This window comes from Pseudomonas sp., assembly GCF_049653025.1.
Lineage (GTDB): Bacteria > Pseudomonadota > Gammaproteobacteria > Pseudomonadales > Pseudomonadaceae > Aquipseudomonas.
This window is the reverse complement of record NZ_JBASFM010000023.1, coordinates 1-24,669: the sequence shown is the minus strand read 5'-3', so window position 1 is coordinate 24,669 and position 24,669 is coordinate 1. Positions and strand designations below refer to the sequence as shown.

Annotated in this window: 21 protein-coding genes and 3 tRNA genes; 22 read left to right on the top strand and 2 right to left on the bottom strand. The window is 62.8% G+C overall.

The annotated features are described in order from the left end of the window. The 10 genes from truA to WBK23_RS18240 all read left to right on the top strand — a co-directional run bounded on the left by truA (nucleotide 1) and on the right by WBK23_RS18240 (nucleotide 13,849). The gene (gene truA / locus WBK23_RS18285) at nucleotides 1-867 is read left to right on the top strand and encodes a tRNA pseudouridine(38-40) synthase TruA (protein WP_424485357.1); all 867 of its coding nucleotides are present in this window, start codon (nucleotides 1-3) and stop codon (nucleotides 865-867) included. Between the two features lie 51 nt (nucleotides 868-918). Next, complete coding sequence (locus WBK23_RS18280; protein WP_424485356.1) at nucleotides 919-1,539, top strand: phosphoribosylanthranilate isomerase; 621 nt, start codon at nucleotides 919-921, stop codon at nucleotides 1,537-1,539. A gap of 231 nt (nucleotides 1,540-1,770) precedes the next feature. Beyond that, entirely contained in the window at nucleotides 1,771-2,655 is an 885-nt protein-coding gene (gene accD, locus WBK23_RS18275) for an acetyl-CoA carboxylase, carboxyltransferase subunit beta (protein WP_424485355.1), read from the top strand. Beyond that, nucleotides 2,652-3,959 carry a bifunctional tetrahydrofolate synthase/dihydrofolate synthase gene (folC, locus tag WBK23_RS18270; protein WP_424485354.1) on the top strand — a complete coding sequence of 436 codons (1,308 nt, stop codon included), beginning with the start codon at nucleotides 2,652-2,654 and terminating at the stop codon, nucleotides 3,957-3,959. The genes accD and folC overlap by 4 nt, the downstream gene beginning before the upstream one ends. Continuing rightward, nucleotides 3,943-4,551: an SPOR domain-containing protein gene (locus WBK23_RS18265; protein WP_424485353.1), complete on the top strand. Its 609-nt coding sequence runs from the start codon at nucleotides 3,943-3,945 to the stop codon at nucleotides 4,549-4,551. Before folC ends, WBK23_RS18265 begins: the two co-directional genes overlap by 17 nt. A gap of 160 nt (nucleotides 4,552-4,711) precedes the next feature. Then, nucleotides 4,712-5,266, top strand: a complete 555-nt coding sequence (locus tag WBK23_RS18260) for a CvpA family protein (protein ID WP_424485352.1) — start codon at nucleotides 4,712-4,714, stop codon at nucleotides 5,264-5,266. Between the two features lie 60 nt (nucleotides 5,267-5,326). Next, nucleotides 5,327-6,832: an amidophosphoribosyltransferase gene (gene purF / locus WBK23_RS18255; RefSeq protein WP_424485472.1), complete on the top strand. Its 1,506-nt coding sequence runs from the start codon at nucleotides 5,327-5,329 to the stop codon at nucleotides 6,830-6,832. A gap of 45 nt (nucleotides 6,833-6,877) precedes the next feature. Beyond that, on the top strand, nucleotides 6,878-8,089 hold the full coding sequence (locus WBK23_RS18250; RefSeq protein WP_424485351.1) for an O-succinylhomoserine sulfhydrylase: 1,212 nt from the start codon (nucleotides 6,878-6,880) through the stop codon (nucleotides 8,087-8,089). A gap of 237 nt (nucleotides 8,090-8,326) precedes the next feature. After that, entirely contained in the window at nucleotides 8,327-10,966 is a 2,640-nt protein-coding gene (locus tag WBK23_RS18245; protein ID WP_424485350.1) for a LuxR C-terminal-related transcriptional regulator, read from the top strand. 138 nt (nucleotides 10,967-11,104) lie between these two features. Next, the gene (locus tag WBK23_RS18240; protein ID WP_424485349.1) at nucleotides 11,105-13,849 is read left to right on the top strand and encodes a peroxidase family protein; all 2,745 of its coding nucleotides are present in this window, start codon (nucleotides 11,105-11,107) and stop codon (nucleotides 13,847-13,849) included. A 79-nt stretch (nucleotides 13,850-13,928) separates the two neighbouring features. On the opposite strand, the gene gspD is transcribed toward WBK23_RS18240, so the two are convergent. Both gspD and WBK23_RS18230 read right to left on the bottom strand, forming a co-directional pair. Beyond that, entirely contained in the window at nucleotides 13,929-15,878 is a 1,950-nt protein-coding gene (gene gspD / locus WBK23_RS18235; protein ID WP_424485348.1) for a type II secretion system secretin GspD, read from the bottom strand. A gap of 4 nt (nucleotides 15,879-15,882) precedes the next feature. Then, the gene (locus WBK23_RS18230; protein ID WP_424485347.1) at nucleotides 15,883-16,530 is read right to left on the bottom strand and encodes a type II secretion system protein N; all 648 of its coding nucleotides are present in this window, start codon (nucleotides 16,528-16,530) and stop codon (nucleotides 15,883-15,885) included. Nucleotides 16,531-16,777: 247 nt separating this feature from the next. Between WBK23_RS18230 and gspE the strand changes: the two genes are divergently transcribed. From gspE to WBK23_RS18170, 12 genes are all read left to right on the top strand, one after another. Next, complete coding sequence (gene gspE / locus WBK23_RS18225) at nucleotides 16,778-18,265, top strand: type II secretion system ATPase GspE (RefSeq protein ID WP_424485346.1); 1,488 nt, start codon at nucleotides 16,778-16,780, stop codon at nucleotides 18,263-18,265. A gap of 13 nt (nucleotides 18,266-18,278) precedes the next feature. Continuing rightward, nucleotides 18,279-19,496 (top strand): GspF family T2SS innner membrane protein variant XcpS, encoded by a 1,218-nt coding sequence (gene xcpS, locus WBK23_RS18220; protein ID WP_424485345.1) that lies wholly within the window; start codon nucleotides 18,279-18,281, stop codon nucleotides 19,494-19,496. A 42-nt stretch (nucleotides 19,497-19,538) separates the two neighbouring features. Further along, nucleotides 19,539-19,925, top strand: coding sequence for a type II secretion system major pseudopilin GspG (gspG, locus tag WBK23_RS18215; RefSeq protein ID WP_424485471.1), 387 nt, complete (start codon nucleotides 19,539-19,541; stop codon nucleotides 19,923-19,925). Nucleotides 19,926-19,931: 6 nt separating this feature from the next. Next, nucleotides 19,932-20,474 carry a type II secretion system minor pseudopilin GspH gene (gspH, locus tag WBK23_RS18210; RefSeq protein WP_424485344.1) on the top strand — a complete coding sequence of 181 codons (543 nt, stop codon included), beginning with the start codon at nucleotides 19,932-19,934 and terminating at the stop codon, nucleotides 20,472-20,474. Then, complete coding sequence (gene gspI / locus WBK23_RS18205) at nucleotides 20,471-20,860, top strand: type II secretion system minor pseudopilin GspI (protein WP_424485343.1); 390 nt, start codon at nucleotides 20,471-20,473, stop codon at nucleotides 20,858-20,860. The genes gspH and gspI overlap by 4 nt, the downstream gene beginning before the upstream one ends. Further along, the gene (gspJ, locus tag WBK23_RS18200) at nucleotides 20,857-21,552 is read left to right on the top strand and encodes a type II secretion system minor pseudopilin GspJ (protein WP_424485342.1); all 696 of its coding nucleotides are present in this window, start codon (nucleotides 20,857-20,859) and stop codon (nucleotides 21,550-21,552) included. The genes gspI and gspJ overlap by 4 nt, the downstream gene beginning before the upstream one ends. Then, the gene (gene gspK, locus WBK23_RS18195; RefSeq protein ID WP_424485341.1) at nucleotides 21,549-22,514 is read left to right on the top strand and encodes a type II secretion system minor pseudopilin GspK; all 966 of its coding nucleotides are present in this window, start codon (nucleotides 21,549-21,551) and stop codon (nucleotides 22,512-22,514) included. The genes gspJ and gspK overlap by 4 nt, the downstream gene beginning before the upstream one ends. Continuing rightward, complete coding sequence (gspL, locus tag WBK23_RS18190) at nucleotides 22,511-23,641, top strand: type II secretion system protein GspL (RefSeq protein ID WP_424485340.1); 1,131 nt, start codon at nucleotides 22,511-22,513, stop codon at nucleotides 23,639-23,641. Before gspK ends, gspL begins: the two co-directional genes overlap by 4 nt. A 2-nt stretch (nucleotides 23,642-23,643) precedes the next feature. Next, nucleotides 23,644-24,159: a type II secretion system protein M gene (locus WBK23_RS18185; RefSeq protein WP_424485339.1), complete on the top strand. Its 516-nt coding sequence runs from the start codon at nucleotides 23,644-23,646 to the stop codon at nucleotides 24,157-24,159. Between the two features lie 146 nt (nucleotides 24,160-24,305). Then, nucleotides 24,306-24,381 (top strand) — tRNA-Val (locus tag WBK23_RS18180). A 33-nt stretch (nucleotides 24,382-24,414) separates the two neighbouring features. After that, nucleotides 24,415-24,491, top strand: a tRNA-Asp gene (locus tag WBK23_RS18175). Between the two features lie 100 nt (nucleotides 24,492-24,591). Next, nucleotides 24,592-24,668, top strand: a tRNA-Asp gene (locus WBK23_RS18170). Nucleotide 24,669 lies beyond the last annotated feature (1 nt).

The following is a 24,669-nucleotide window of genomic DNA, read 5'->3' as shown; positions in this document are numbered from 1 at the left end:
ATGTCTGATGGTCTCACTACAACGGCAGCCGCTTCGGCTGCCGTTGGCGTTTTCAAAATCGCCCTCGGTGTCGAATACAAAGGCTCGCGTTATCGCGGCTTTCAGCGTCAGCGGGCGGGCGTGCCTTCGATTCAGGAATCCCTGGAAAAAGCCCTGTCAAAAGTCGCCGGTGGCGCGCCGGTGGTGCTGAGCTGCGCGGGGCGCACCGATGCCCTGGTGCATGCCAGTGCTCAGGTGGTGCATTTCACGACGCCGGTTGAGCGCTCCATGCACGCCTGGGTCATGGGTGCGAACATGAACCTGCCCGGCGATATCAGCGTGACCTGGGCCAAGTCGATGCCGGCGCATTTCGATGCGCGCTTCTGCGCTCAGGCGCGGCGCTACCGGTACGTGATCTACAACGACCAGATCCGCCCGGCCCATATGGCCGAGGAAGTGACTTGGAACCATCGGCCGCTGGATGTCGAACGCATGCGCGAGGCTGCCAAGGCGTTTATTGGCACCCATGACTTCAGCGCATTCCGTGCGCGCCAGTGCCAGGCCAAGTCGCCGATCAAGACCGTGCATCACCTGGAGTTACTCCAACACGGGCGGTTTATCGTGCTCGACATCCGCGCCAATGCCTTCCTCCACCATATGGTGCGCAACATCGCCGGCGTGCTGATGACCATCGGTGCGGGTGAGCGGCCGACCGAGTGGGCACAAGAGGTGCTGGAAACCCGCGTGCGGCGTACGGGTGGCGTGACAGCGCACCCCTATGGGCTGTACCTGGTGCAGGTCGATTATCCGCCGGAGTTCGACCTGCCCAAGCGCTACCTGGGGCCGCATTTTCTCTCCGGCTTGCCGGATGTGGCGGCTGACGCCTGAGCGGCTATTTGCTAGCATCCGGCGTTAACTGAATTTGTTGAGGTCATCCTGTTGACAGCCGTTCGCAGCAAGATCTGTGGCATTACCCGGATAGAAGACGCATTGTTGGCCGTGGATGCTGGCGCGGATGCGATTGGCCTGGTGTTTTATGCCAAGAGTCCGCGAGCCGTTACGGCGCAGCAGGCGCGCGCGATCATCGCCCAATTGCCGCCGTTCGTGACCACTGTAGGACTGTTTGTCGACGCCAGCCGCTGCGAGCTCAATGAAATTCTCGAGCTGGTGCCGCTCGACCTGTTGCAGTTCCACGGTGACGAAAGCCCGGCTGACTGCGACGGTTTTCAGCGGCCCTATATCAAGGCGCTGCGGGTCAAACCGGGTGATGACATTGCCGCCCAGGTCGAGCGTTATCAGAATGCGTCCGGGGTTTTGCTCGATACCTATGTGCCAGGAATTCCTGGCGGCACGGGTGAAACATTTGATTGGTCGTTGGTGCCGCAGGGCCTGGCCAAGCCGATCATCCTCGCTGGTGGTTTGCATGCCGGCAACGTTGCTGCGGCAATCGCCCAGGTGCGGCCGTACGCGGTGGATGTCAGCGGCGGTGTCGAGGCGCAGAAGGGCATCAAAGATGCCGAGAAGATTCGCGCGTTTATGCAGGCGGTAAAAGCCGGCTGAGGCGCAGCGCGGGTCGATGTGACGGCGCTGTAGGCTTGGCCGTCCATAACCCTGTTGCAGTAAGTATGAACGCTGTAGGCAATCGTTATACAAGGTGGCGGGTTGCGCGCTAGGCATTTCGCATCGGCAATGCGCAGGCCCCTGAAGCGACTGCACTCATGAATTTTCCCGGCCAGGCCTGGTCGCATAGTCCACAGGTCGGCCGGTTAACCGCTTTGGAGAGTCAAGAGCATGAGCAACTGGTTGGTAGACAAACTGATCCCATCGATCATGCGTTCCGAGGTCAAAAAGAGTTCGGTGCCGGAAGGCTTGTGGCACAAGTGCCCGTCATGCGACGCGGTGTTGTACAAGCCGGAGTTGGAAAAGACCCTGGATGTTTGCCCCAAGTGCAATCACCACATGCGCATCGACGCGCGTGCGCGCCTGGATATCTTCCTCGATGCCGAGGGTCGCGAAGAGCTGGGGGCAGACCTCGAGCCGGTCGATCGCCTGAAATTCCGCGACAGCAAGAAGTACAAGGATCGCCTGGTTGGCGCGCAGAAGCAGACCGGCGAGAAAGATGCCCTAGTGTCCATTCGTGGCACCCTGGAAGGCATGCCGATCGTCACCTGCGCCTTTGAGTTCTCCTTTATGGGCGGCTCGATGGGCGCAATTGTTGGCGAGCGTTTCGTGCGTGCCGCCAATGCCGCGCTCGAACAGCGTTGCCCGCTGGTGTGTTTCTCCGCATCCGGCGGCGCACGCATGCAGGAAGCACTGATCTCGCTGATGCAGATGGCCAAGACCTCGGCCGTGCTGGCGCGCCTGCGCGAAGAGGGTATTCCGTTTATTTCGGTATTGACCGACCCGGTGTATGGCGGCGTGTCCGCCAGCCTGGCCATGCTCGGTGATGTGATTGTCGCCGAGCCCCGTGCGCTGATCGGTTTTGCCGGCCCGCGGGTGATCGAGCAGACCGTGCGCGAAAAACTCCCGGAAGGCTTCCAGCGCAGTGAGTTCCTGCTGGAGCACGGTGCCATCGACATGATCATTCATCGCGCCGAGTTGCGTCCGCGCCTGGCGCGTCTGTTGGCCCAGTTTATGGGGCTGCCGTCGCCTGTAGCCGTGCCGGCCACTGCATGATCGAACGTTCCCTCGCCGATTGGCTGGCCTACCTCGAGCAGCTGCATCCAAGCGCCATTGATATGGGCCTGGAGCGCTCCCGGGAAGTGGCGCAGCGGCTTGGTCTGACCAAGCTTGCGCCACGGGTGATCACGGTCACCGGTACCAACGGCAAGGGTTCGACCTGTGCTTTTCTCGCCTCACTGCTGCAAGAGCAGGGGCTCAAGGTCGGGGTGTACAGCTCACCCCACCTGTTGCGTTACAACGAGCGTGTGCAGATTGCTGGCGTAGAAGCCAGCGACGCCATGCTCTGCCAGGCCTTCGCCGTGGTTGAGGCGGCGCGCGGCGAAACTTCCCTGACTTATTTCGAAATGGGCACCCTGGCGGCCTTTTGGCTGTTTCAGCAGGCGGGGTTGGATGCCCTGGTGCTTGAAGTGGGCCTCGGTGGTCGTCTGGATGCGGTGAATCTGGTGGATGCCGACGTTGCTCTGGTCACCAGTATCGGCATCGACCATGCCGATTGGCTGGGCGATACCCGCGAGTCGGTGGCGTTTGAAAAGGCCGGTATTTTTCGCGCCGGCAAGCCGGCTCTGTGTGGCGACCTGGAGCCGCCGCAACCGTTGCTCGATCAGGTGGCGTTACTCGATAGCCCCTTTTATCTACGCGGCCGTGACTATGACCTGAGCGTTGGTGAGCAGGGCTGGTCCTGGTATGGTTTGAATCATCTGGGCGAAGTTCTGCGTCTGGAACAGCTGCCACTGCTCGATCTGCCGATGGAAAACGCGGCCCTGGCCTTGCAGGCGTATGCGGTGCTGCAGCTGCCTTGGCAGGCGCAGTCGCTTGTTAGTGCCTTGCAGCGCACTCGGGTGACTGGGCGACTGGACCGCAGAATGCTCAATTGGCAGGGTAAGTCACTCACCCTGCTGCTCGATGTTGGGCATAATCCCCATGCCGCCGAGTATCTGGCCCAGCGCCTGGCCAGTAGGCCGCTGTCGGGTAAGCGCCTGGCGGTTTTCGGTCTGCTTGCCGATAAGGACTTGCCCGGCGTGGTGGCACCGCTGCTGAGTGAGGTCGCGGCATGGGCTGTGGCGGCCTTGCCGACCAGCCGCACGCGTAGTGCCGCCGAGTTGCAGGCTTGTCTGCACAACAGTGGTGCCCAGGTGACGGCACATGCCAGTGTGCAGGCTGCGCTTGAGGCTCAGTGTGTGCAGGCCGCGAGTGGTGATGAAATACTGCTGTTCGGATCTTTCTACTGCGTGGCCGAGGCCCTGGATTGGCTGGCCCGCCAAGCCAATGGGGGCGTGCAGGATGGCTTTGCTGGATAAAGGATTGAAGCAGCGCATGGTCGGTGCGCTGGTATTGTTGGCGCTGGCAGTGATTTTCCTGCCGATGCTGCTGTCGCGTGAAGATGAATCGCGCCGCGTGCTGGTCGATGCGCCTGAGATGCCTGCCGCGCCGGCTATGCCGGAAGTCGAGCTGCAACCGGTTGCCGTTCCGGAGCCGCAATTGTTGCCGGATGAGCCGGTTGATGCCGAAGCTGCGCAAAGCCTGGAACCAGATCGGCCCGTTGTGGCCGAGCAACCGGCTGCGCCAATCACTCCCTCTGTGCCCACGGCAGCGCCTGAACCTGTTGTAACGCCGCCTCAGCCTGCGCCGAGTAAGCTGGACGCCAACAGTCTGCCGATCAGCTGGTCGGTGCAGTTGGCGAGCCTGTCCAGTAGCGATGGCGCGCAGAACCTGCAGAAAACCCTGCGCAGCCAGGGTTATAACGCCTATATCCGTAGCGTGGACGGCATGAACCGGGTGTTCGTCGGCCCCCTGATTGAACGCGCCGAAGCGGATCGCCTGCGTGATCAGCTCAATCGCCAGCACAAACTCAACGGTTTCGTGGTGCGTTTCCAGCCAGAAGCGGGCTGATTGTCTGGGCGCTGGCCTGGTTGTGCACGCTGTGCAGCCAGGACAGTCGCTGCTCCATGTGCATTGCGATCCTGCATTTCAGCGGTCGCTTAATCCTTTGCTTACCCCGAGACAGGCGCTCTGTTAAAATGCAGCGCCTTTCCCGTCGGTAACCTGCATCGTGGCATTCACCTGGGTCGATTGGGCGATTATCGCCGTTGTCACCATTTCAAGTTTGATCAGCCTGAGCCGTGGCTTCGTCAAGGAAGCCCTGTCGTTGCTCACCTGGATCATTGCCGGTGTGGTCGCCTGGATGTTCGGCGGCGCGCTGTCGCAGCACCTTGCCGGTTTTATCGAAACGCCCTCGGCGCGTGTGATCGCCGGGTGCGCCATTCTCTTTGTCGTCACCTTGCTGGTTGGAGCCCTGGTCAACTTCTTGATCGGCGAGCTGATTCGTGTCACCGGCCTCTCGGGTACTGATCGTTTTCTCGGCATGGTCTTCGGCGCGGCGCGCGGCGGCCTGCTGGTCGTGGTGCTGGTCGGGTTGATCAGCCTGGCTCCGGTGCAGCAAGACAGTTGGTGGCAGCAATCGGCGCTGTTGCCGCATTTTCTGATGGTGGCCGATTGGTCGAAAAACCTGATTCTCGGCATGTCCAGTCAATGGCTTGCCAGCGGTGTTACGGCACCGGTTGAGTTACCGTTCAAAGAGGCGCTGTCGGGGCCTAAACTGCCCTAAGCGCATAGCAGGCCTGGTCTGTTAAGAATCTTCCGTTTCATTGAGTAGGGGTTGCGTCACATGTGCGGCATTGTCGGTATCGTCGGTAAATCGAACGTCAATCAGGCGCTGTATGACGGGCTGACCGTCCTCCAGCACCGCGGCCAGGATGCTGCCGGTATTGTCACCAGCCATGATGGCCGTCTGTTCCTGCGCAAGGACAACGGTCTGGTGCGTGACGTGTTCCAGCAACGCCACATGCAGCGCCTGGTTGGCCATATGGGTATTGGCCACGTGCGCTACCCGACGGCGGGCAGCTCCACCTCGGCCGAGGCGCAGCCGTTCTACGTCAACTCGCCGTACGGCATCACCCTGGCGCACAACGGCAACTTGACCAATGTCGAGCAACTGGCCAAGGAAATCTATGAGTCTGACCTGCGCCACGTGAATACCAATTCCGACTCGGAAGTGCTGCTCAACGTGTTTGCTCATGAACTGGCCCAGCGCGGCAAGTTGCAGCCGACCGAGGATGACGTGTTCGCAGCCGTCACCGACGTGCACAAACGTTGCTTGGGCGGTTACGCGGTGGTGGCGATGATCACCGGTTACGGCATCGTCGGCTTCCGCGACCCCAATGGCATTCGCCCGATCGTCTTCGGCCAGCGTCATACCGACGAAGGCGTGGAATACATGATCGCCTCGGAAAGCGTGTCGCTGGACGTGCTCGGCTTCACTCTGATTCGCGACCTCGCGCCGGGTGAAGCGGTGTACATCACCGAAGACGGCAAGCTCTATACCCGTCAGTGCGCGACCAACCCCAAATTGACTCCATGCATCTTCGAACACGTCTACCTGGCCCGCCCGGACTCGATCATCGACGGCGTCTCGGTGTACAAGGCGCGCCTGCGCATGGGCGAGAAACTCGCCGAGAAGATTCTGCACGAACGTCCGCAGCACGACATCGACGTGGTCATCCCGATTCCGGATACCAGCCGCACGGCGGCGCTGGAGCTGGCCAACCACCTGGGCGTGAAGTTCCGCGAAGGCTTCGTCAAGAACCGCTATATCGGCCGCACCTTTATCATGCCGGGCCAGGCGGCACGCAAGAAATCCGTGCGGCAGAAGCTCAACGCCATCGAGCTGGAATTCCGCGGCAAGAACGTGATGCTGGTGGACGACTCCATCGTCCGTGGCACCACCTGCAAGCAGATCATCCAGATGGCCCGCGAAGCCGGGGCGAAGAACGTGTACTTCTGCTCGGCTGCGCCGGCGGTGCGTTACCCGAACGTGTACGGCATCGACATGCCCAGCGCCCACGAGCTGATCGCGCACAACCGTAGCACCGAGGAAGTCGCCGAACTGATCGGTGCCGACTGGCTGGTCTATCAGGACCTGCCGGACCTGATTGAGGCGGTCGGTGGCGGCAAGGTGAAGATCGAGAACTTCGACTGCGCGGTGTTCGATGGTAAATATGTCACCGGTGACGTCGACGAGGCGTACCTGAACAAGATCGAACAGGCGCGCAATGACGCCTCGAAGATCAAGTCCCAGGCGGTCAGCGCGATTATCGACCTGTACAACAACTAGGTTGCAGCCCGGGCCGTTACGGCGGGCCGGTTGAGGGGATTGGCAATGACGATTGAATGGCAAGCCGGGCGTCTGGACAGCGATCTCGACGGCGTCGGTTTCGATACCCTGGCGGTGCGTGCCGGTCAGCACCGCTCGCCGGAAGGTGAGCACAGCGAGGCGATCTATCCGACCTCCAGCTATGTGTTCCGCACCGCGGCCGATGCAGCCGCGCGTTTTGCCGGTGAAGTGCCGGGCAACGTCTACTCGCGTTACACCAACCCGACTGTGCGCGCCTTCGAGGGGCGCATCGCTGCCCTGGAAGGGGCTGAGCAGGCGGTGGCGACGTCCTCCGGTATGTCGGCGATTCTGGCCATCGTCATGAGCCTGTGCAGCGCCGGTGACCATGTGCTGGTGTCGCGCAGCGTATTCGGTTCGACCATTAGCCTGTTCGAGAAGTACCTCAAGCGCTTTGGCGTGCAGGTCGACTACGTGCCGCTGGCGGATTTGGATGGCTGGGCTGCTGCCTTCAAGGCCAATACCAAGCTGTTGTTTGTCGAGTCGCCATCCAATCCGTTGGCCGAACTGGTGGATATCGCTGCCTTGGCAGACATCGCCCACAGCAAGGGCGCGCTGCTGGCGGTGGACAACTGCTTCTGCACCCCGGCGTTGCAGCAGCCACTCAAGCTCGGTGCCGACGTGGTCATGCATTCGGCGACCAAGTACATCGACGGTCAGGGCCGCAGCATGGGCGGTGTGGTCGCAGGCTCGGCCAAGCTGATGACCGAAGTGGTAGGTTTTCTGCGTACCGCCGGGCCGACGCTCAGCCCGTTTAACGCCTGGATCTTCCTCAAGGGTCTGGAAACCCTGCGCATTCGTATGCAAGCGCATTGCGCCAGCGCGCTGCAATTGGCGCAGTGGCTGGAGCAGCAGCCAGGCATCGAACATGTCTACTACGCCGGCTTGCCCAGCCACCCGCAGCATGAATTGGCCAAGCGCCAGCAAAGCGCGTTCGGTGCCGTGGTGAGTTTTGAGGTCAAGGGCGGCAAAGAGGCGGCCTGGCGTTTTATCGATGCCACGCGGGTGATTTCGATCACCACCAACCTCGGTGACACCAAGACCACCATCGCCCATCCGGCGACCACCTCGCACGGTCGTTTGAGCCCCGCCGAGCGTGCTAACGCCGGTATCCGCGACAACCTGATCCGCGTCGCGGTCGGCCTGGAAGACCTAGTGGACTTGCAGGCGGATCTGGCCCGCGGTCTGGCGGCACTCTAAGCCGTTCTTAAAACCTGGCGAGCTTGTCCGCCAGGTTGCTTCATTTCTCCCCAATCGCCCTCCATCGCCTCGCCAAATTCTCTGGCGCGTATGGCTGTGGGCAAACCTTTGGTTAGCGGCCGGCAAAACATGACGCACTTCAAAGTCTGAGGGCGCGCAGGCGCTAGCATCCACCGCCAAGCGCTGCGCCTGACAGCGTGAAAATAATAAATCGACGCCTGACAAGGGTGCCTGCGTATGGATCATCCACCGCCATTCGTGCTGCTGGCCAATGGTGTGCTGCGCGAAAGCTTGCTGGAACTGCTGGCGCGCAGTGAACGCTTTTCCCTGACCTTACTGCTGGCTCCGGCCGGTTCGGGCAAATCGACGCTGTTGCAACACTGGCGCGCCCGTTGTGCGGCGACGGTGGTGCATTACCCGCTGCAAGCGCGGGACAACGACCCTCTGTGTTTTTTTCGCCGTTTGGCTGACAGCATCCGCGCCCAGGTGAGTGACTTCGACACGTCCTGGTTCAACCCCTTGGCGGTGGCCGCCAGCCTGTCGCCGCAACTGCTCAGTGATCTGCTCAGCGACGCGCTGGAGCGGATTGAGCAACCGCTGTTTATCGTGCTGGACGATTTTCAGTGGATCGATTGCCCGAGCATCCTCGAGGTGGTGGCCAGCGTGCTTGCGCAGTTGCCGGCCAATGTGCGGCTGATTCTGGCCAGCCGTAACCACCCTGGCTTTTCCCTGAGCCAGCTGAAGCTGGAAAACCGCCTGCTGTGCATCGACCAGCACGATCTGCGTCTGTCACCCGTGCAGGTGCAGCAGCTCAACGCGCACTTGGGCGGGCATGCCTTGAGCGATGCCTATGTCGGTAGCCTGCTGGGTATGACCGAGGGCTGGGTAGCCGGAGTGAAGATTGCTCTGCTGGCCTATGCGCGTTTTGGTACCCAGGCGCTAGAGCGGTTCAACGGCAGCCAACCGGAAATCGTCGATTATTTCGGCCATGTGGTGCTGCGCCAGTTGCCGCCGCACCTGCGCGAATTCCTGCTCTGCAGCGGCCTGTTCGAGCGCTTCGATGGTGCGCTTTGCGACTATGTCATGCAGCGCACGGGCTCGGCTTTGCTGCTTGAGGAACTGGCCGAACGCCAGCTGTTCCTGTTGCCTGTGGAGAACCAGCCGGGCTGGTTCCGTTTCCATGCCCTGTTGCAGGATTTTCTCTGTCGCCGCCTGCTGGTCGAGGAATATGCACGCCTGGATCAGCTGCACAGCCGCGCCGCCGACTATTACCTGAGCCTGGGCGAGCATGAGCAGGCCTTGCAGCATGCCCAGCGTTGCAGCGAGCAGACGATTTTTCTCGGCATGCTCGAAGGCAGTTGCGCCAGCTGGGTACGCAGTGGCCAGTTCGGCGACATCCTGCGTTGGCTGGAGCCGTTGCCGGAGGCGTTGCTGTTGGCGCAACCCAAGTTGCTCGGTTGGCTGGTCGCAGCGCTGTCGCTGTCGCGGCGTTTTCATCAGGCGCATTACTACTTGGAATTGCTCGACACCCTCGGCAGCGGCCCGACTGGAATGCCTGTAGAAGCGGCTACCCGGCAGTTTCTGGCGCTGTTGCTGGGCTTGTTCGAGCAGGACAAGGACTTTGTGCTGCCATCCGCCTGGCGTGAATTGCTCGGGCCAGGCCAGGACCTGGAAATCCGTGCCTGCACCCTGGTGGTGATTGCCTACTGGCATCTGTTGGCGGCGCGCCTGCAGGACGCCATCCGCTTCGCCAGCGAGTCCAAACAGTTGCTCGCGCAGTGCGGGCACAGCTTTCTGGAGAGTTACACCGATCTGATCATCGCGCTCTGCCACCGCAATGCCGGGCGCGCCACTCATGCGCGCAAAGAGGTGTGCAGCGATTACCTGCGCACCGACAAAGCCGCCCCGGCCTGGGTCAACCGCGCGACGGCGATGGTGGTGGTGCTGTATGAGCAGAATCAGCTGGTCGAGGCGCAGCAGCTGTGTGACGAGCTGATGGCAATGGTCAACTCGTCCTCGGCCACCGAGGCGATTGCCACGGTCTACATCACCTTGTCGCGGCTGCTACATCGGCAGCAGCAGACGGCGCGCGCCAGCCGCTTGCTCGACCAATTGTCGTGCATTCTGCAGTTGGGCAACTACGCGCGCTTTGTCAGCCAGGTGGCCCAGGAAAGCATGCGCCAGGCGTACCTGAGCGGTAAGAGTGCTGCCATGGATACCGTGGCTCAGCGCTATGGCCTGGCCGAACGCTTGCAAGCGGGCGACTGGCAAACCGCACAGCCCTATGACGAAAACTGGGAGCGCCTGGGCTTGGCCTGCGTCTACTGGCTGCGCGCGCGCGGCGCGCAGGCCCAGGCCGAGCGGATTCTCAAAGTGCTGGCGGCCTCATTGCGGCAAAGCGAGATGCGCGCGCGGCTGCTGATCGTCGAAGCCAACCGTCTGGTGCTGGCGGCCCCGGCGCAGAGCAAGAGCCAGCAACTGGAGGCCTTGGGTGGCCTGGTCGAGACCTACGGCATCGTCAATATCAACCGTTCGGTCTTTGATGAAGCACCGGGTTTCGGTGCGGGCGTGCTGAGCCTGGCGCAGGCCGGGTTGCTCAGCGTTCCGGAGAAGTACCGTGAGCACTACGCTGAGTTTTTCCAGCCGGCGCAACAGCTGCCAGAAACCAGCCCGCTGTCCACCCACCTGCTGACCGGGCGCGAAGTGGAAGTGTTCGAGTGCCTGCTCAGCGGCCTGTCGAACACCCAGATCAGCGACAAGACCGGGATTGCCTTGTCCACCACCAAGTGGCACCTGAAAAACATCTATTCCAAGCTCAACGTCTCCAGCCGCACCGAGGCGATTCTCGCCGTACGGCCGCGCGCCTCGCTCAGCTAAATCGCTCTGCATAACTGATTGGCCATAGCCCCTCCGCTGGAAGGGGGCGTTGCGCCGTACCCGTCGATAGGCTTGATCCTGCGCTGCTATGTCAGTAGCCGCCTTGTCCGTACAACAATAAAAACGGGAGCATTAGCCATGTCGGTATGGGTCACTTGGCCAGCTTTGACCAAGCTGGGAACGCTGGGCGTAGTCTCCGGGCTACTGGTGCTGGCGGTTGAGCGCCAGTCGTTGTTCGAGAACAACCTCTTCGATGTCGAAAACTACGCCGGCTACAACGCCACCATCACCTGTGATGCGCGCAGCCAGGCGGCTCGTACCGAAGACGGGACCTGCAACATTCTCAGTAACCCGGCCGAGGGTTCGGTGTATCGGCGCTTCGGGCGTAACGTCAACCCTGCGGTGACCCAGGGTGAAACCACCACCTTGCTCACGCCTAACCCGCGTGAAGTGAGTAACAAGTTGATGGCGCGCGATGAGTTCAAGCCGGCCGCCAGCCTGAACTTTATCGCCGCTGCCTGGATTCAATTTATGGTGCACGACTGGTTCGACCACGGCCCGAATGCCGATGCCGAGCCGATCCAGTTCCCGCTGCCGCCTGGCGATGTGCTAGGCAGCGGCAGCATGTCGGTCAAGCGGACCCAGCCTGACCCGACTCGCAGTGGTGCCGACGCCGGCAAGCCGCAGACCTACCGCAACCACAACACCCACTGGTGGGATGGTTCGCAGTTGTATGGCAGCAGCAAGGAAACCAACGACAAGGTGCGTTCCTTCGTCGACGGCAAGCTTAAGGTCAATGCCGACGGCACGCTGCCGCACGAGCTGCTCAGCGGCAAACCGGTCACCGGGTTCAACGAAAACTGGTGGGTGGGCCTGAGCATGCTGCATCAGCTGTTCACCCTCGAACACAACGCCATTGCCAGCAAGCTCAAGCAGAAGTATCCGGCGCAGAGCGATCAGTGGCTGTACGACCGTGCGCGCCTGATCAACTCGGCGCTGATGGCCAAGATCCATACCGTGGAGTGGACCCCGGCGGTGATCGCCAACCCGATCACCGAGCGCGCCATGTATTCCAACTGGTGGGGCCTGCTCGGTCAGGGTGGCCCGCGTGACGACTTCCAGGCCGAAGTGCGCATGCTGCAGGCGGATCTGGCCAAGTCCGACTCCTTCGTCAAACGCATCCTTGGTTTCGACCCGAACGTTGCCCCGGGTGTCGGCAACAGCGCCATCGACCACGCCTTGACCGGCATCGTCGGTTCCACTGCGCCGAACAACTACGGCGTGCCGTTCACCCTCACTGAGGAGTTTGTCGCGGTGTACCGCATGCACCCGCTGATGCGCGACAACGTGCAGGTGTATGACATCGGCTCGAACCAGGTCGCGCGCACCATCGCGCTACAGAACACCCGTGACCGCGACGCCGAGACCCTGCTCAACGACGAGCGCCCGGAGCGCCTGTGGTACTCCTTCGGCATCACCAACCCGGGTTCGCTGACGCTGAACAACTACCCGAACGTCCTGCGTAACCTGTCGATGCCACTGGTGGGCGATATCGACCTGGCCGCCATCGACGTGCTGCGTGACCGCGAGCGTGGCGTGCCGCGCTACAACGAGTTCCGCCGGCAGATCGGCCTCAACCCGATCACCAAGTTCGAGGACCTGACCAAGGACGCGGCGACCCTGGCCGAGCTCAAGCGCCTGTACAACAACGACATCGAGAAGATCGACACCCTGGTTGGTCAGCTGGCCGAAACCGTGCGCCCAGAGGGCTTTGCCTTCGGTGAAACGGCGTTCCAGATTTTCATCATGAACGCCTCGCGCCGCCTGATGGCCGACCGCTTCTACACCAAGGACTACCGTCCCGAGGTGTACACCCAGGAAGGGATCGACTGGGTCGAACACACCACCATGGTCGATGTGCTGCGTCGGCATAACCCACAGCTGCAAGCCAGCCTGGTCGGCGTGGAAAACGCCTTCAAACCCTGGGGCCTGAATATCCCCGACGATTACGAAAGCTGGCCAGCTGCCGGCAAACAGGAAAACCTCTGGGTCAACGGTGCGCTGCGCACCCAGTACGCCGCAGACAAGCTGCCGACCTTGCAGCCGGTGGATATCGGTGGGCTGATCAGCTCGATCCTGTGGAACAAGGTGAAAACCCGCAGCGATGTGGCGCCAGCCGGTTACGAGAAGCCGATTCACCCCCATGGTGTGATGGCCAAGGTCAAGTTCGTCGCAGTGCCAAATAACCCCTTCAGCGGCCTGTTCCAAGGCTCCGACAGCGGTTTGCTGCGCTTGTCGGTGACCGGTGACCCCGCCGATCGCGGCTTCGCTCCGGGCCTGGCGTGGAAAGCCTTCGTCGATGGCAAACCGTCGGAGAACGTCTCGGCGCTCTACACCCTGAGCGGGCAGGGCACTAACCATAATTTCTTCGCCAACGAGCTGTCGCAGTACGTGGTGCCGGAAGTCAACGACACTCTGGGCACCACCATTCTGTTCTCGGCGGTGAGCCTGAAACCGACCTTGCTGCTGCTCAACGATATGTCAGAAGTCAGTCAGAACGGCGCGGTGGTGGCCAAGCCAAAGGCACCGACGCAAATCTACTTTGTGCCACGCACGGAGCTGCGCAACCGCTTTGCCAGCACGGCGCATGATTTCCGCGCGGACCTGCAGACGCTGACTGCCGGCACCAAGGTCTATGACGTGTACGCCACCTCGATGGAGATCAAGACCTCGATCATCCCTTCGATCAGCCGCAGCTACGCCGCCCAGCGTCGCAGCAGCGCGGTGAAGATCGGCGAGATGGAGCTAACCTCGGCGTTTATCGCCTCGGCCTTCGGCGACAACGGGGTGTTCTTCAAGCACCAGCGCAACGAAGACAAGTAAGCGTTAAACGCAGTAAAGCAAAAGGCCTCGGTAGTGATACCGAGGCCTTTTTTATTGCCGCTTCCTAGCGCTTGCGGGTTTATTGGCGCAGATCGACGGCCCCTGGCGCTGCCTTGTCGAACAGATGCTCCGGGTTGCTCGGCAGGATGCCTGGGCTGTAGTCCTCACGCACATCGCCGAGTACGCGGATATCGCTGTATTTCTTCCCGGACAACGCCGCCATGCCTGCGCCGTCGCGGATCACGGTGGGGCGCAGAAAGACCATCAGGTTGCGCTTGACCCGGGTTTCCTTGGTCGAGCGGAACAGCCGGCCGATCAGGGGCAGGTCGCCGAGCAGCGGCACCTTGGAGTCAGCCTGAGTGACGTCATCCTGAATCAGCCCACCGAGCACGATGACCTGGCCGTTCTCGGCGAGGATGGTGCTCTTGATCGAGCGCTTGTTGGTGATCAGGTCGACGGCATTGACGCCCTGGCTGGTGGGGGCGATCGAGGAGATTTCCTGCTCGATTTCCAGGCGCAGGGAGGCGCCTTCGTTGATATGCGGAGTGACCTTGAGGGTCACGCCGATGTCCTGGCGCTCGATGGTGGTGAAGGGGTTGTCGGCACCCGAGGCGCTGGTGGTGAAGGAGCCGGTCTGGAACGGCACGTTCTGCCCGACCAGGATTTCCGCTTTCTGGTGATCGAGGGTCAGCAGGCTTGGCGTCGACAGCAGGTTGCTCTTGCTGTTGGCCGACAGTGCGGTGATCAGCACGCCGAAGCTGTCGGTGCCCAGGCCGATGATCGCACCGTCCGGCAGGTTGGCCAGGGTGTTGTTGTCGGTGTCCTTATCCTTGTCCTGAATCGCCTGCAGCACGCTGCCAATCGATAAACCGGTGCCGCTGAAGTTGGTGCCACCCAGGCCGCCGGTGCCGCCACGGGCATCTACCGCCCACTGCACGCCGAGGGCGTCGCTGATATCGCCGGACACTTCGACAATCGCTGCTTCGACCATTACCTGGGCACGCGGTACGTCGAGTTGACGCACGATGTCTTCCAGGGTCGCCACCACATCAGGTTCGGCCAACAGCACCAGGGCGTTGAGGCTCTCGTCGGCGCGGATCAGGATGGTCTGCGGCTTGCCGGTGGTTTCGCCGCCGGTTTCCGGTTTGAGCTTCTCGGAAATCTCACCGAGGGTTTCTGCCAGGCTCTTGGCATCGCCATGGCGCAGGCGGATCACCCGGGTATTGGCCGAGCGGCTGGTGGGGGTGTCCAGCGATTGCGCCAGGGTCATCAATTTGGCCCGAGCGGCCGGCGGGCCGAGCAGAATCAGGCGGTTGGTGCGACCGTCGGCAATCACCTGGGTGCCAGACGCCCCCTTGGCCTGGCCGCGGTCCACGGCGTTACGCAGCACTTCGGCGGTGTCCATCACCCAGGCGTGTTGCAGGTTGAGCACGCTGTAGTCGTGTTGGCCCTTCTGGTCGAGCTGGCGCAGCAGGTCTTCGATGCGTTCGATATTGGCCGTGCGGTCGCTGATGATGATCGCGTTGGCACTGCTGATCGCCGCCAGGTGGCCGTATTGCGGCACCAGTGGACGGATCAGCGGAATCAGTTCGGTGGCCGAGCCGTGCTGCACCTGGATCAGTCGGGTTTCCAGGCGGTCCGGGGCGTTGCGGCCGGCATCCGCGTCGGCCTTGGCCTCGGCGTTGGGCACGATGCGCGCCTGGTCGCCCTGGGTGATCACGCTGAAACCGTGGGTGGCCATCACCGAGAGAAACAGCTGGTAGACCTCGGTCAGTGTCAGCGGGCTGTTGGACACCACGCTGACCTGGCCCTTGACCCGCGGGTCGACGACAAAGGTTTGCCCGCTGATCTGCGCGACCTGGTCGATAAACTCACGGATATCGGCACCCTTGAGGTTGATGGTCCAGCTTTCTTCCTGCTGGCTGGCGCTTGGCGCAATGGCGGTGACCGCGGCGCTCAGCGGCAACGGGCTGCAGGTGAGGCCCACGGCCAGCAGGGCGATGGTAAGGCGCGAGAGTGTCGGGGTCATCGTGTCAGTTGTTTTCCGTGGGCTGATCGGTGGGTTCTGCATCTGTCGGCACAGTGTCGGCGCTTTCCATCTGTTGGCGCAGGGCGTCCATGCGCTCGCGCAGTTGGCTCAGGTTGTCGGCTTCCAGGTCGCTGAGCTGGGCGAGCGGGTCGACGCTGGCCTCGCTGTTGTTGCTCGACAGCAGGTCGCTGCTCGACGAGCCGCTGAGTGGGAAACTGAGGCTTTCGCGGCGGCCATTGCGTAGCAGCTCGACGCGGTCGGCGGCGACCGAGTGCAGGCGCACGCCGCTGCTGATTTCGCTGTCGATGGTGTAGCGCTGCGCGCTGCTGCCCTCGCTGCGGATAATGGCGCTGGAGCGTTTGGGGTCGGCATGCACGAAGCTGCCGAGCAGGGTCAGGCGCAGGCTGGTGCTCGGCGCTGGCGAGCCGCCAGACACTGCGCTGCCGCCGAACAGTTCGCTGATCTGCGGGTTGTCGATGGCTGGCGGTTGGGCGTCGGGGGCGTTGCTGCTGGTGGTCGTCGGGGTGCGCAGCAGGCGCAGCCAATCGGCACTCTGCCAGGCCAGGCTGACGCTCATGGCCAGGATCAGGGCAATACCCACCAGGGTGGTGGCGTGCCGCTGCAGCCAGCGTTGGGAAGCCAAAAGGGGCAAGGGGCGTCACTCCGGAACTTATTATTATGTGGCGTGGATCGCGCGCTGATCATAGACACTTGCCAAGCATTTGGCAGCCCCCCCATGGGGTAGTGTGTCGGTCAGCTCAATGTGCTAAAGATAGCGCGCTGTTTTCGCTCGACTGTGAGCAACTTACAACAATTAATTCACAGAACCCTGGCTTCCTAGTCTTCGTTTAGCGTCTTTTGATGTCGCGTCGGGTTATTGTGCTTAAGGCATGTTACGAATGAATGCGCTGCTTATCGAAGTGCCCTCAAGGCGATTGCCATTCAGCTTTGCCCGGCGCCATGGCGTGGTCCTGCTGACGGCTGATGGCGTGCCGGGCCTGGCCTATCGTCCAGGCGTAGAACTGGTGGCACTGGCCGAGGCGCAGCGCTTTGTGGGCGCGCAGTTGCCACTGCACGCGCTGTCGCTTGAAGCTTTCGAGCAGGCATTGGCCAAGGCTTATCAGCACGACTCGGCCTCCATGCAGCTGGCCGAGGACATCGGCGGCAGCCTCGATCTGGCCGCCTTGGCCGAGCAGGTACCGGAAACCGAAGACCTGCTGGAGCAGGAAGACGACGCGCCGATCATCCGCTTGATCAACGCCATCCTCGGCGAGGCGATCAAGGAAAACGCCTCGGATATTCACCTGGAAACCTTCGAGAAACGTTTAGTCGTACGCTTCCGCGTGGACGGCATCCTGCGTGAGGTGCTCGAACCCAAGCGCGAACTGGCGGCCTTGCTGGTGTCGCGGATTAAGGTGATGGCGCGCCTGGATATTGCCGAAAAACGCATCCCTCAGGACGGGCGTATTTCCCTGAAAGTCGGCGGTCGCGAGGTGGATGTGCGGGTTTCGACCCTGCCGTCGGCCAATGGCGAGCGGGTGGTGTTGCGTCTGCTCGATAAGCAGGCCGGACGCCTCAACCTGCAGCATCTGGGCATGAGCGCACGCGACCGCGACCTGATGGAAGCCACCGTACGCAAGCCCCACGGTATTCTGCTGGTCACCGGTCCCACCGGCTCGGGCAAGACCACCACGCTGTACGCCAGCCTGGTCAGCCTGAATGACCGCACACGCAATATCCTCACGGTCGAAGACCCGATCGAATACCACCTCGAAGGCATCGGCCAGACCCAGGTCAATTCCAAGGTCGACATGACCTTCGCCCGCGGCCTGCGCGCCATCCTGCGCCAGGACCCGGATGTGGTGATGGTCGGCGAGATTCGCGACAAGGAAACCGCCGAGATCGCTGTGCAGGCCTCCCTGACCGGTCACCTGGTGCTTTCGACCCTGCACACCAACAGTGCCATCGGCGCGATTACCCGCCTGGTGGATATGGGCATTGAGCCGTTCCTGCTGTCGTCGTCCTTGCTCGGCGTGCTGGCCCAGCGCCTGGTGCGGGTGCTCTGCCCACATTGCAAACAGGCTTACCAGGCCGACGAAGCCGAGTGCAAATTGCTCGGCGTGCCGTTCGCCCAGCCGCCGACCCTGTATCACGCCCGTGGCTGCACCGAGTGCCATCAGCAAGGCTACCGCGGCCGTACCGGTATCTATGAATTGGTGGTGTTTGACGATCACCTGCGCACCCTGATCCACAACGCTGCCTCCGAGCAGGACATGACCCGCCACGCTCGCAGCCTCGGCCCGAGCATCCGTGAGGATGGCCGGCGCAAGGTGCTGGAAGGCGCGACCACGGTCGAGGAAGTGTTGCGCGTGACTCGCGAAGAATGAGCAGGGAAGAATAATGGCCGCCTTCGAATACCTCGCCCTGGATGGCAATGGCCGCCAACAGAAAGGTGTGCTGGAAGCCGACAGCGCGCGGCAGGTGCGGCAGATCCTGCGCGAGCGGCAACTGGCTCCGCTGGACGTCAAAGCCACCCGCACCCGGGAAAATGTCAGCGCTGCAGGGCACTTCAGTTTTACCCGGGGCATTTCGGCGCGTGATCTGGCGCTGATCACCCGCCAGCTGGCCACGTTGGTGCAGGCCGCCTTGCCCATTGAAGAGTCCCTGCGCGCGGCGGCCGCGCAGGCCAGCTCACCACGTATCCAAAGCATGTTGCTGGCGGTGCGCGCGCGGGTGCTGGAAGGTCATGACCTGGCCAGCAGCCTGAAAGAATTCCCCTCGGCCTTCCCCGAGCTGTACCGCGCTACGGTGGCGGCGGGTGAGCATGCTGGTCACCTCGGCCCGGTACTGGAACAGCTGGCCGACTACACCGAACAACGTCAGCAGTCGCGGCAGAAGATCCAGCTGGCGCTGCTCTATCCGTTGATTCTGATGTGCGCGTCATTGCTGATCGTCGGCTTTCTGCTCGGCTATGTGGTGCCGGACGTGGTGCGCGTATTTATCGACTCCGGCCAGCAACTGCCGGCGCTGACCCGCGGCCTGATTGCCCTGAGCGACTGGGTCAAGGGCTGGGGCTGGCTGGCGGTGATTATTGCGGTGCTCGGCATGTTCGCCCTGCGTTGGGCGTTGCGTGATGACGCGGTCAAGGCGCGCTGGCATGGTTTTCTGTTGCGCATCCCGCTGGTGGGGCGCTTGATTCGCGCCACCGACTGCGCGCGTTTCGCCTCGACCCTGGCGATTCTCACCCGCAGCGGCGTGCCCTTGGTGGAGGCGCTCGGCATCGGTGCCCAGGTGATCGCCAACCGGGTGATTCGCGCCGATGTGGTGATTGCCGCGCAAAAGGTTCGTGAGGGCGGCAGCCTGACCCGCGCGCTGGAAGCCAGCGGCCAGTTTCCGCCGATGATGCTGCATATGATCGCCAGCGGTGAGCGCTCCGGCGAACTGGACCAGATGCTGGCACGTACTGCGCGCAATCAGGAAAACGATCTGGGTGCCCAGGTGGCGCTGCTGGTCGGGCTGTTCGAGCCCTTTATGCTGGTCTTTATGGGGGCGGTGGTGCTGGTGATCGTACTGGCCATCCTGCTGCCGATTCTGTCTCTCAATCAATTGGTGGGCTAAGCAGTGAACAAGCGTCAATCCGGTTTTACGCTGATCGAAATCATGGTGGTGGTGGTCATCTTGGGGATTCTGGCTGCCCTGGTGGTGCCGCAGGTGATGAGCCGGCCCGACCAGGCCAAGGTCACTGTGGCCAAGGGTGATATCAAGGCGGTCGCCGCCGCACTGGATATGTACAAGCTGGACAACCATGCCTATCCGAGCACCCAGCAGGGCCTTGAGGCTCTGGTGAAGAAGCCTTCAGGCAATCCGCAGCCAAAGAACTGGAACCGCGACGGCTACCTCAAGCGCCTGCCGATTGATCCGTGGGGCAACGTCTACCAGTACCTGGCACCGGGCACCAAGGGCCCCTTCGACCTGTATTCCCTGGGGGCCGACAGCAAGGAAGGCGGCGCCGATCAGGATACTGATATCGGTAACTGGGACCTCTAATCGCCCATGCGCCAGCAACCGAATCAAACCAGGGGTTTTACCCTGATCGAGCTGCTGGTGGTGCTGGTGATTCTCGGCAGCCTGATCGGTATTGCGGTGCTCGGTGTGGGCATCGCTGGCCCTGGGCGCGAGCTGCACAACGAAGCCGAGCGACTGGCGGGGTTGATTGGCGTGCTGGCCGAGGAGGCGGTGCTGGATAACCAGGAGTACGGCCTGTTGCTCAGTCGCGAGGCCTACCAGGTGTTGCGTTACGACTCGGCGAAGCAGGGCTGGCAGGCTTTGTCGGCTAAGCCCCATCAGCTGCCGGGCTGGGCCGAACTGAGTGTCGAGCTGGACGGCGCGGCCCTCGGGTTGCCGGCAGCGGAGGGTGAGAAACCGGCCAAGGCCGCGCTGGTGCCGCAGCTGTTGCTGCTTTCAAGTGGTGAGATCAGCCCGTTTCGTTTGCGTCTGGCCGAGCGCCGCGCCGACGGCTTGCGCCTGCAACTGCTCAGCGATGGTTTCCAGTTGCCCAAGGTCGAGGTCGAACAGCCGGCAGGGCGCAGCCGATGAAGCGCAGCGGCGGTTTCACCCTGTTGGAAGTGCTGGTGGCCCTGGCGATTTTCGCCCTGGTCGCCGCCAGTGTGCTGACCGCCACTGCGCGCAGCCTGCAAACCGCCTCGCGCCTGGAAGACAAGACCCTGGCGATGTGGATTGCCGATAACCGCCTGACTGAGCTGCAACTGGCGCAAAGCCCAGTGGCCGATGGCCGCGAGCAGGGCGAGCTGGAATTCGCCGGGCGGCGCTGGCAGTGGCAGAGCGAGGTTGAGGCCACCAGCGAGCCGGACATGCGCCGCGTCATCCTGTGGGTCGCGCCGCTGACCGATGAGCGTTTCGCCACGGACCTGCGCGAGCGGGCGGTGGTCAGCCTCAACGGCTTTCTCGGGGCGATGCAATGAAGGCCGCGCGCGGGTTTACCCTGCTTGAACTGCTGATCGCCATCGCCATTTTCGCCCTGCTGGGATTGGGCACCTACCGCATGCTCGACAGTGTGCTGCAAACCGACAAGGTTACCCGCGCCCACGAGCAGCAGTTGCGTGAGCTGGTGCGCGCCATGGCGGCGTTCGAGCGTGACCTGCTGCAAGTGCAGGCGCGCCCGGCGCGTGATGCCTTTGGCGAGCCGCGCGCCGCGCTGCTCGGCGAAGAGGGCGAAAGCCCAGCCCTGGAACTGACGCGCAGCGGCTGGCGCAACCCACTGGGGCAGGCGCGCGCGACCGTGCAGCGGGTGCGCTGGCAGCGCAGCGGCGAACAATGGCAGCGTCTGTACTGGACGGTGCTGGACCAGGCCCAGGACAGCCAACCCCAGGTGCAACAGGCGCTGGACGGAGTGACGCGACTGCAGCTGCGCTACCGCGATCAGAAAGGGGCCTGGCATGACAGCTGGCCGCCCGAGCAGAAGAATCCGGCCGATGCCTTGATCGCCTTGCCGCACGCCGTCGAACTGATCCTCGAACATCGCCGTTATGGCGAGTTGCGCCGTCTGCTGCGCCTGCCAGAAGGTTTGCCCGAACGTCTGGAGAAGGCCCCTGGGTCGAATCCCGAAGACCCTGCCGAGCCCGGTGGCGAGACTCCAGTGGAGCCGCAGTCATGAGCCGGCAACGTGGCATGGCCTTGATCACGGTCCTGCTGGTGGTGGCGGTGGTTACCGTGGTCAGTGCCGGGATCATCGCCCGTCAGCAGCTGTCGATCCGCAGCAGCGCCAATCAGCTGCATGTGCGTCAGGCCTGGCACTACGCCTTGGGCGGCGAAACCCTGGCCAAGGCGATTCTGCAGCGTGACCTGCGCCAGGGTGATCCGCGCGCGCCGGTGGATCATCTGGGCGAGGCCTGGGCCAAGTCCCGCGCACCCTTTGCCCTGGATGAAGGTGGCGCGCTGCGGGTGCAGATCAGTGACCCGAGCGGGCGTTTCAACCTCAACAGTCTGCTGCGACAGGGCCAGCCCAACGAGGCCGCCATGGCGCAATTTCGGCGTCTGTTGTTGGGGCTGCAGATCGATGCGCCCTACGCCGAACGCCTGCTCGATTGGCTGGATGGCGACGAGCAGCCGACTGGCGGTTATGGCGCGGAAGACAATCAATACCTGCTGGCGCAACCCGCTTACCGAACCGGCAATCGAGTATTGGCCGATGTCTCGGAACTGCGCCTGCTGCTGGAAATGAGCGAGGTGGATTATCAGCGCCTGTTGCCCTATGTCAGTACCTTGCCGGCGGATGCCACGCTTAACGTCAACACCGCCAGTGCGCGGGTGCTGGCCAGTCTGGCCGACGGCTTGCCGCTGAGCACTGCGCAAGGCCTGGTCGCCGCGCGCGGTGCCGAAGGTTATCGCGATGTGCCGAGCTTTACCGCCCAGCTGGGCGGGCTGAAGGTGCAGAGCCAGGCCCTGGCCGTCGGCAGCCAGTATTTTCAGGTGATCAGCGAAGTCAGTGTCGGTGATCGTCGTCAGGTTTTACGCAGCACCTTGCAGCGCGCCACTGATGGCCAGGTGTATGTTCTAGCCCGTGATCTGGGGCAGGGCGGTATGCCGCCTGCGCCCGTCGAGGAAGTCGAGCCATGAGTCAGACCTATGTGTTTCTACCACCCGCCGCCTGTCACGGGGCGCGGGCAGATTTGCCGGTGCAACAGGTGGTCGCCGGGATCAGTGAGTCCCTGTCATTTGCCGAGGCGCAGCCTGGTGGCAGCTGGACCCTGGTGCTGCCCGTCGAGGCGGTGACCGCTTGTGCGGTCAATCTGCCGACGCGCAAGGCGCGCTGGTTGCGTCAGGCCCTGCCGTTCGCGGTGGAAGAGCTGCTCGCAGAAGATGTTGAACTGATGCACCTGGCATTGGGCGAGGAGCTGGCCGATGGGCGTCACCGGGTGTTTGCCGTGCGCCGCAGCTGGCTAAGCGCCTGGTTGGCGCTGTGCGCCACGCCGCCCCAGGCAATTGCCGTGGACGCCGACCTGCTGCCCGCGCAAGGCAGCCCCTTACTGCCGCTGCATGGTCGTTGGTTGCTGGGTGGCGAGAACGTCAGCCGAATGGCACTGGCTACGCAGGATTGGCCGCAGCTGAGCGCCCTGTGCGCGTCGCCGCATCTGGCCTGGTGCATGCCAGGACAAGCGCCACCGCAGCCACTGGACGAGTGCGTGCAGGTTACCGAACCGTTTGCCTGGCTGGCGCAACAGCCGCTGCGCAACAACCTGGCGCAGGGCGAGTTCGCCGCGCAAAGCAGTAATGCGCACTGGCAGCGCTGGCGACCCTTGCTGGGCGTGGTGGGCATGTGGCTGCTGCTGCAATGGGGGTTCAACTTGGCGCAGGCGTGGCACTTGCAGCGCCAGGCCGATGACTATGCCGCCGCCAGCGCCGCGCTCTATCAGGAATTATTTCCGCAAGACAGCAAACTGGTGAACCTGCGTGCGCAGTTTGATCAGCACCTGAACGCCGGCGCACCGAGCGGGCAAACACGTCTGCTGGGTCTGCTCGCGCAGGTCAGTGAGGCGCTGGTGGCCGAAGGCGCGCGGGTGCAAGTCAGTCAGGTCGATTTCAGCGAAAGCCGTGGTGACCTGGCCATGCAGGTACAGGCCGCCGGCTTTGCCGAACTGGAGCGCTTGCGTGAACGCTTGCAGGCCAGCGGCCTGGCCGTGCAGTTGGGTTCGGCCAGTCGCGAAGCGGCGGGCGTCAGCGCACGCGTGGTGATCGGAGGATGAACATGAGTCAGGCAAACAAAGGTTTTACCGCCCAGCTGGACAGCTCGGTGCTGCTACAACGCTGGCGCGCCCTGGCCCCGCGTGAGCAACTGTCGCTGGCCAGCCTGGCCGGGTTCCTGCTGTTGGTGTTGCTGTACCTGACGCTCTGGCAGCCGGCGCAGCAGCGTTTGGCGGCGGCGCGCGCGGCGTTCGAGACGCAACGCGAGCTGAATGCCTACCTGCACAGCCAGGCACCCTTGGCGCGCAGCCTGGCGAGCGTTCCGCAGGCCAGTGTCGACCCCGCGCGGCTGCAAGGGCTGGTGACGGCTAGCGCCACGACTCAGGGCCTGACCATTGAACGCCTGGATAGCGACGGCGAGGGCGTGTTGCAGGTCAGCGTGCAGGCGGCGCCCTTTGCCCAGTTGTTGCGTTGGTTTGCCGCCTTGCAGGAGCAGGGCGTGCAGATCGCCGAGGCGGGTCTGGATCGTGGTGGCGACAATCTGGTGGCTGCACGGCTGAGCCTGAGGGTTGCCCAGTAACGGCCTGCTCTAGCTGCATTACAGTGCATGGCGCTGTGCTTGAGCACTGGATGGGCGCATCGGCTTTTCCATCTTTTTAGAAAAACTTGAAGCAGGGTATTGACTTAGGTGCGGCCCTTGCGTAAATTTCGCGCCTCGCAAGCAGCGGGTGATTAGCTCAGCTGGGAGAGCATCTGCCTTACAAGCAGAGGGTCGGCGGTTCGATCCCGTCATCACCCACCACTCTTGTGAAACTGGACGAAAGTCCACCGACGCGCAGCGGTAGTTCAGTCGGTTAGAATACCGGCCTGTCACGCCGGGGGTCGCGGGTTCGAGTCCCGTCCGCTGCGCCATATTTTCCAGCTTGAGTTCGCTCAAGCTGAGATGGAAAAGCCCTAGCAGGCTGATGCATCAGATGAAGCAAGAGTTGTACGGACGTAAGTCCACCGACATGCAGCGGTAGTTCAGTCGGTTAGAATACCGGCCTGTCACGCCGGGGGTCGCGGGTTCGAGTCCCGTCCGCTGCGCCAT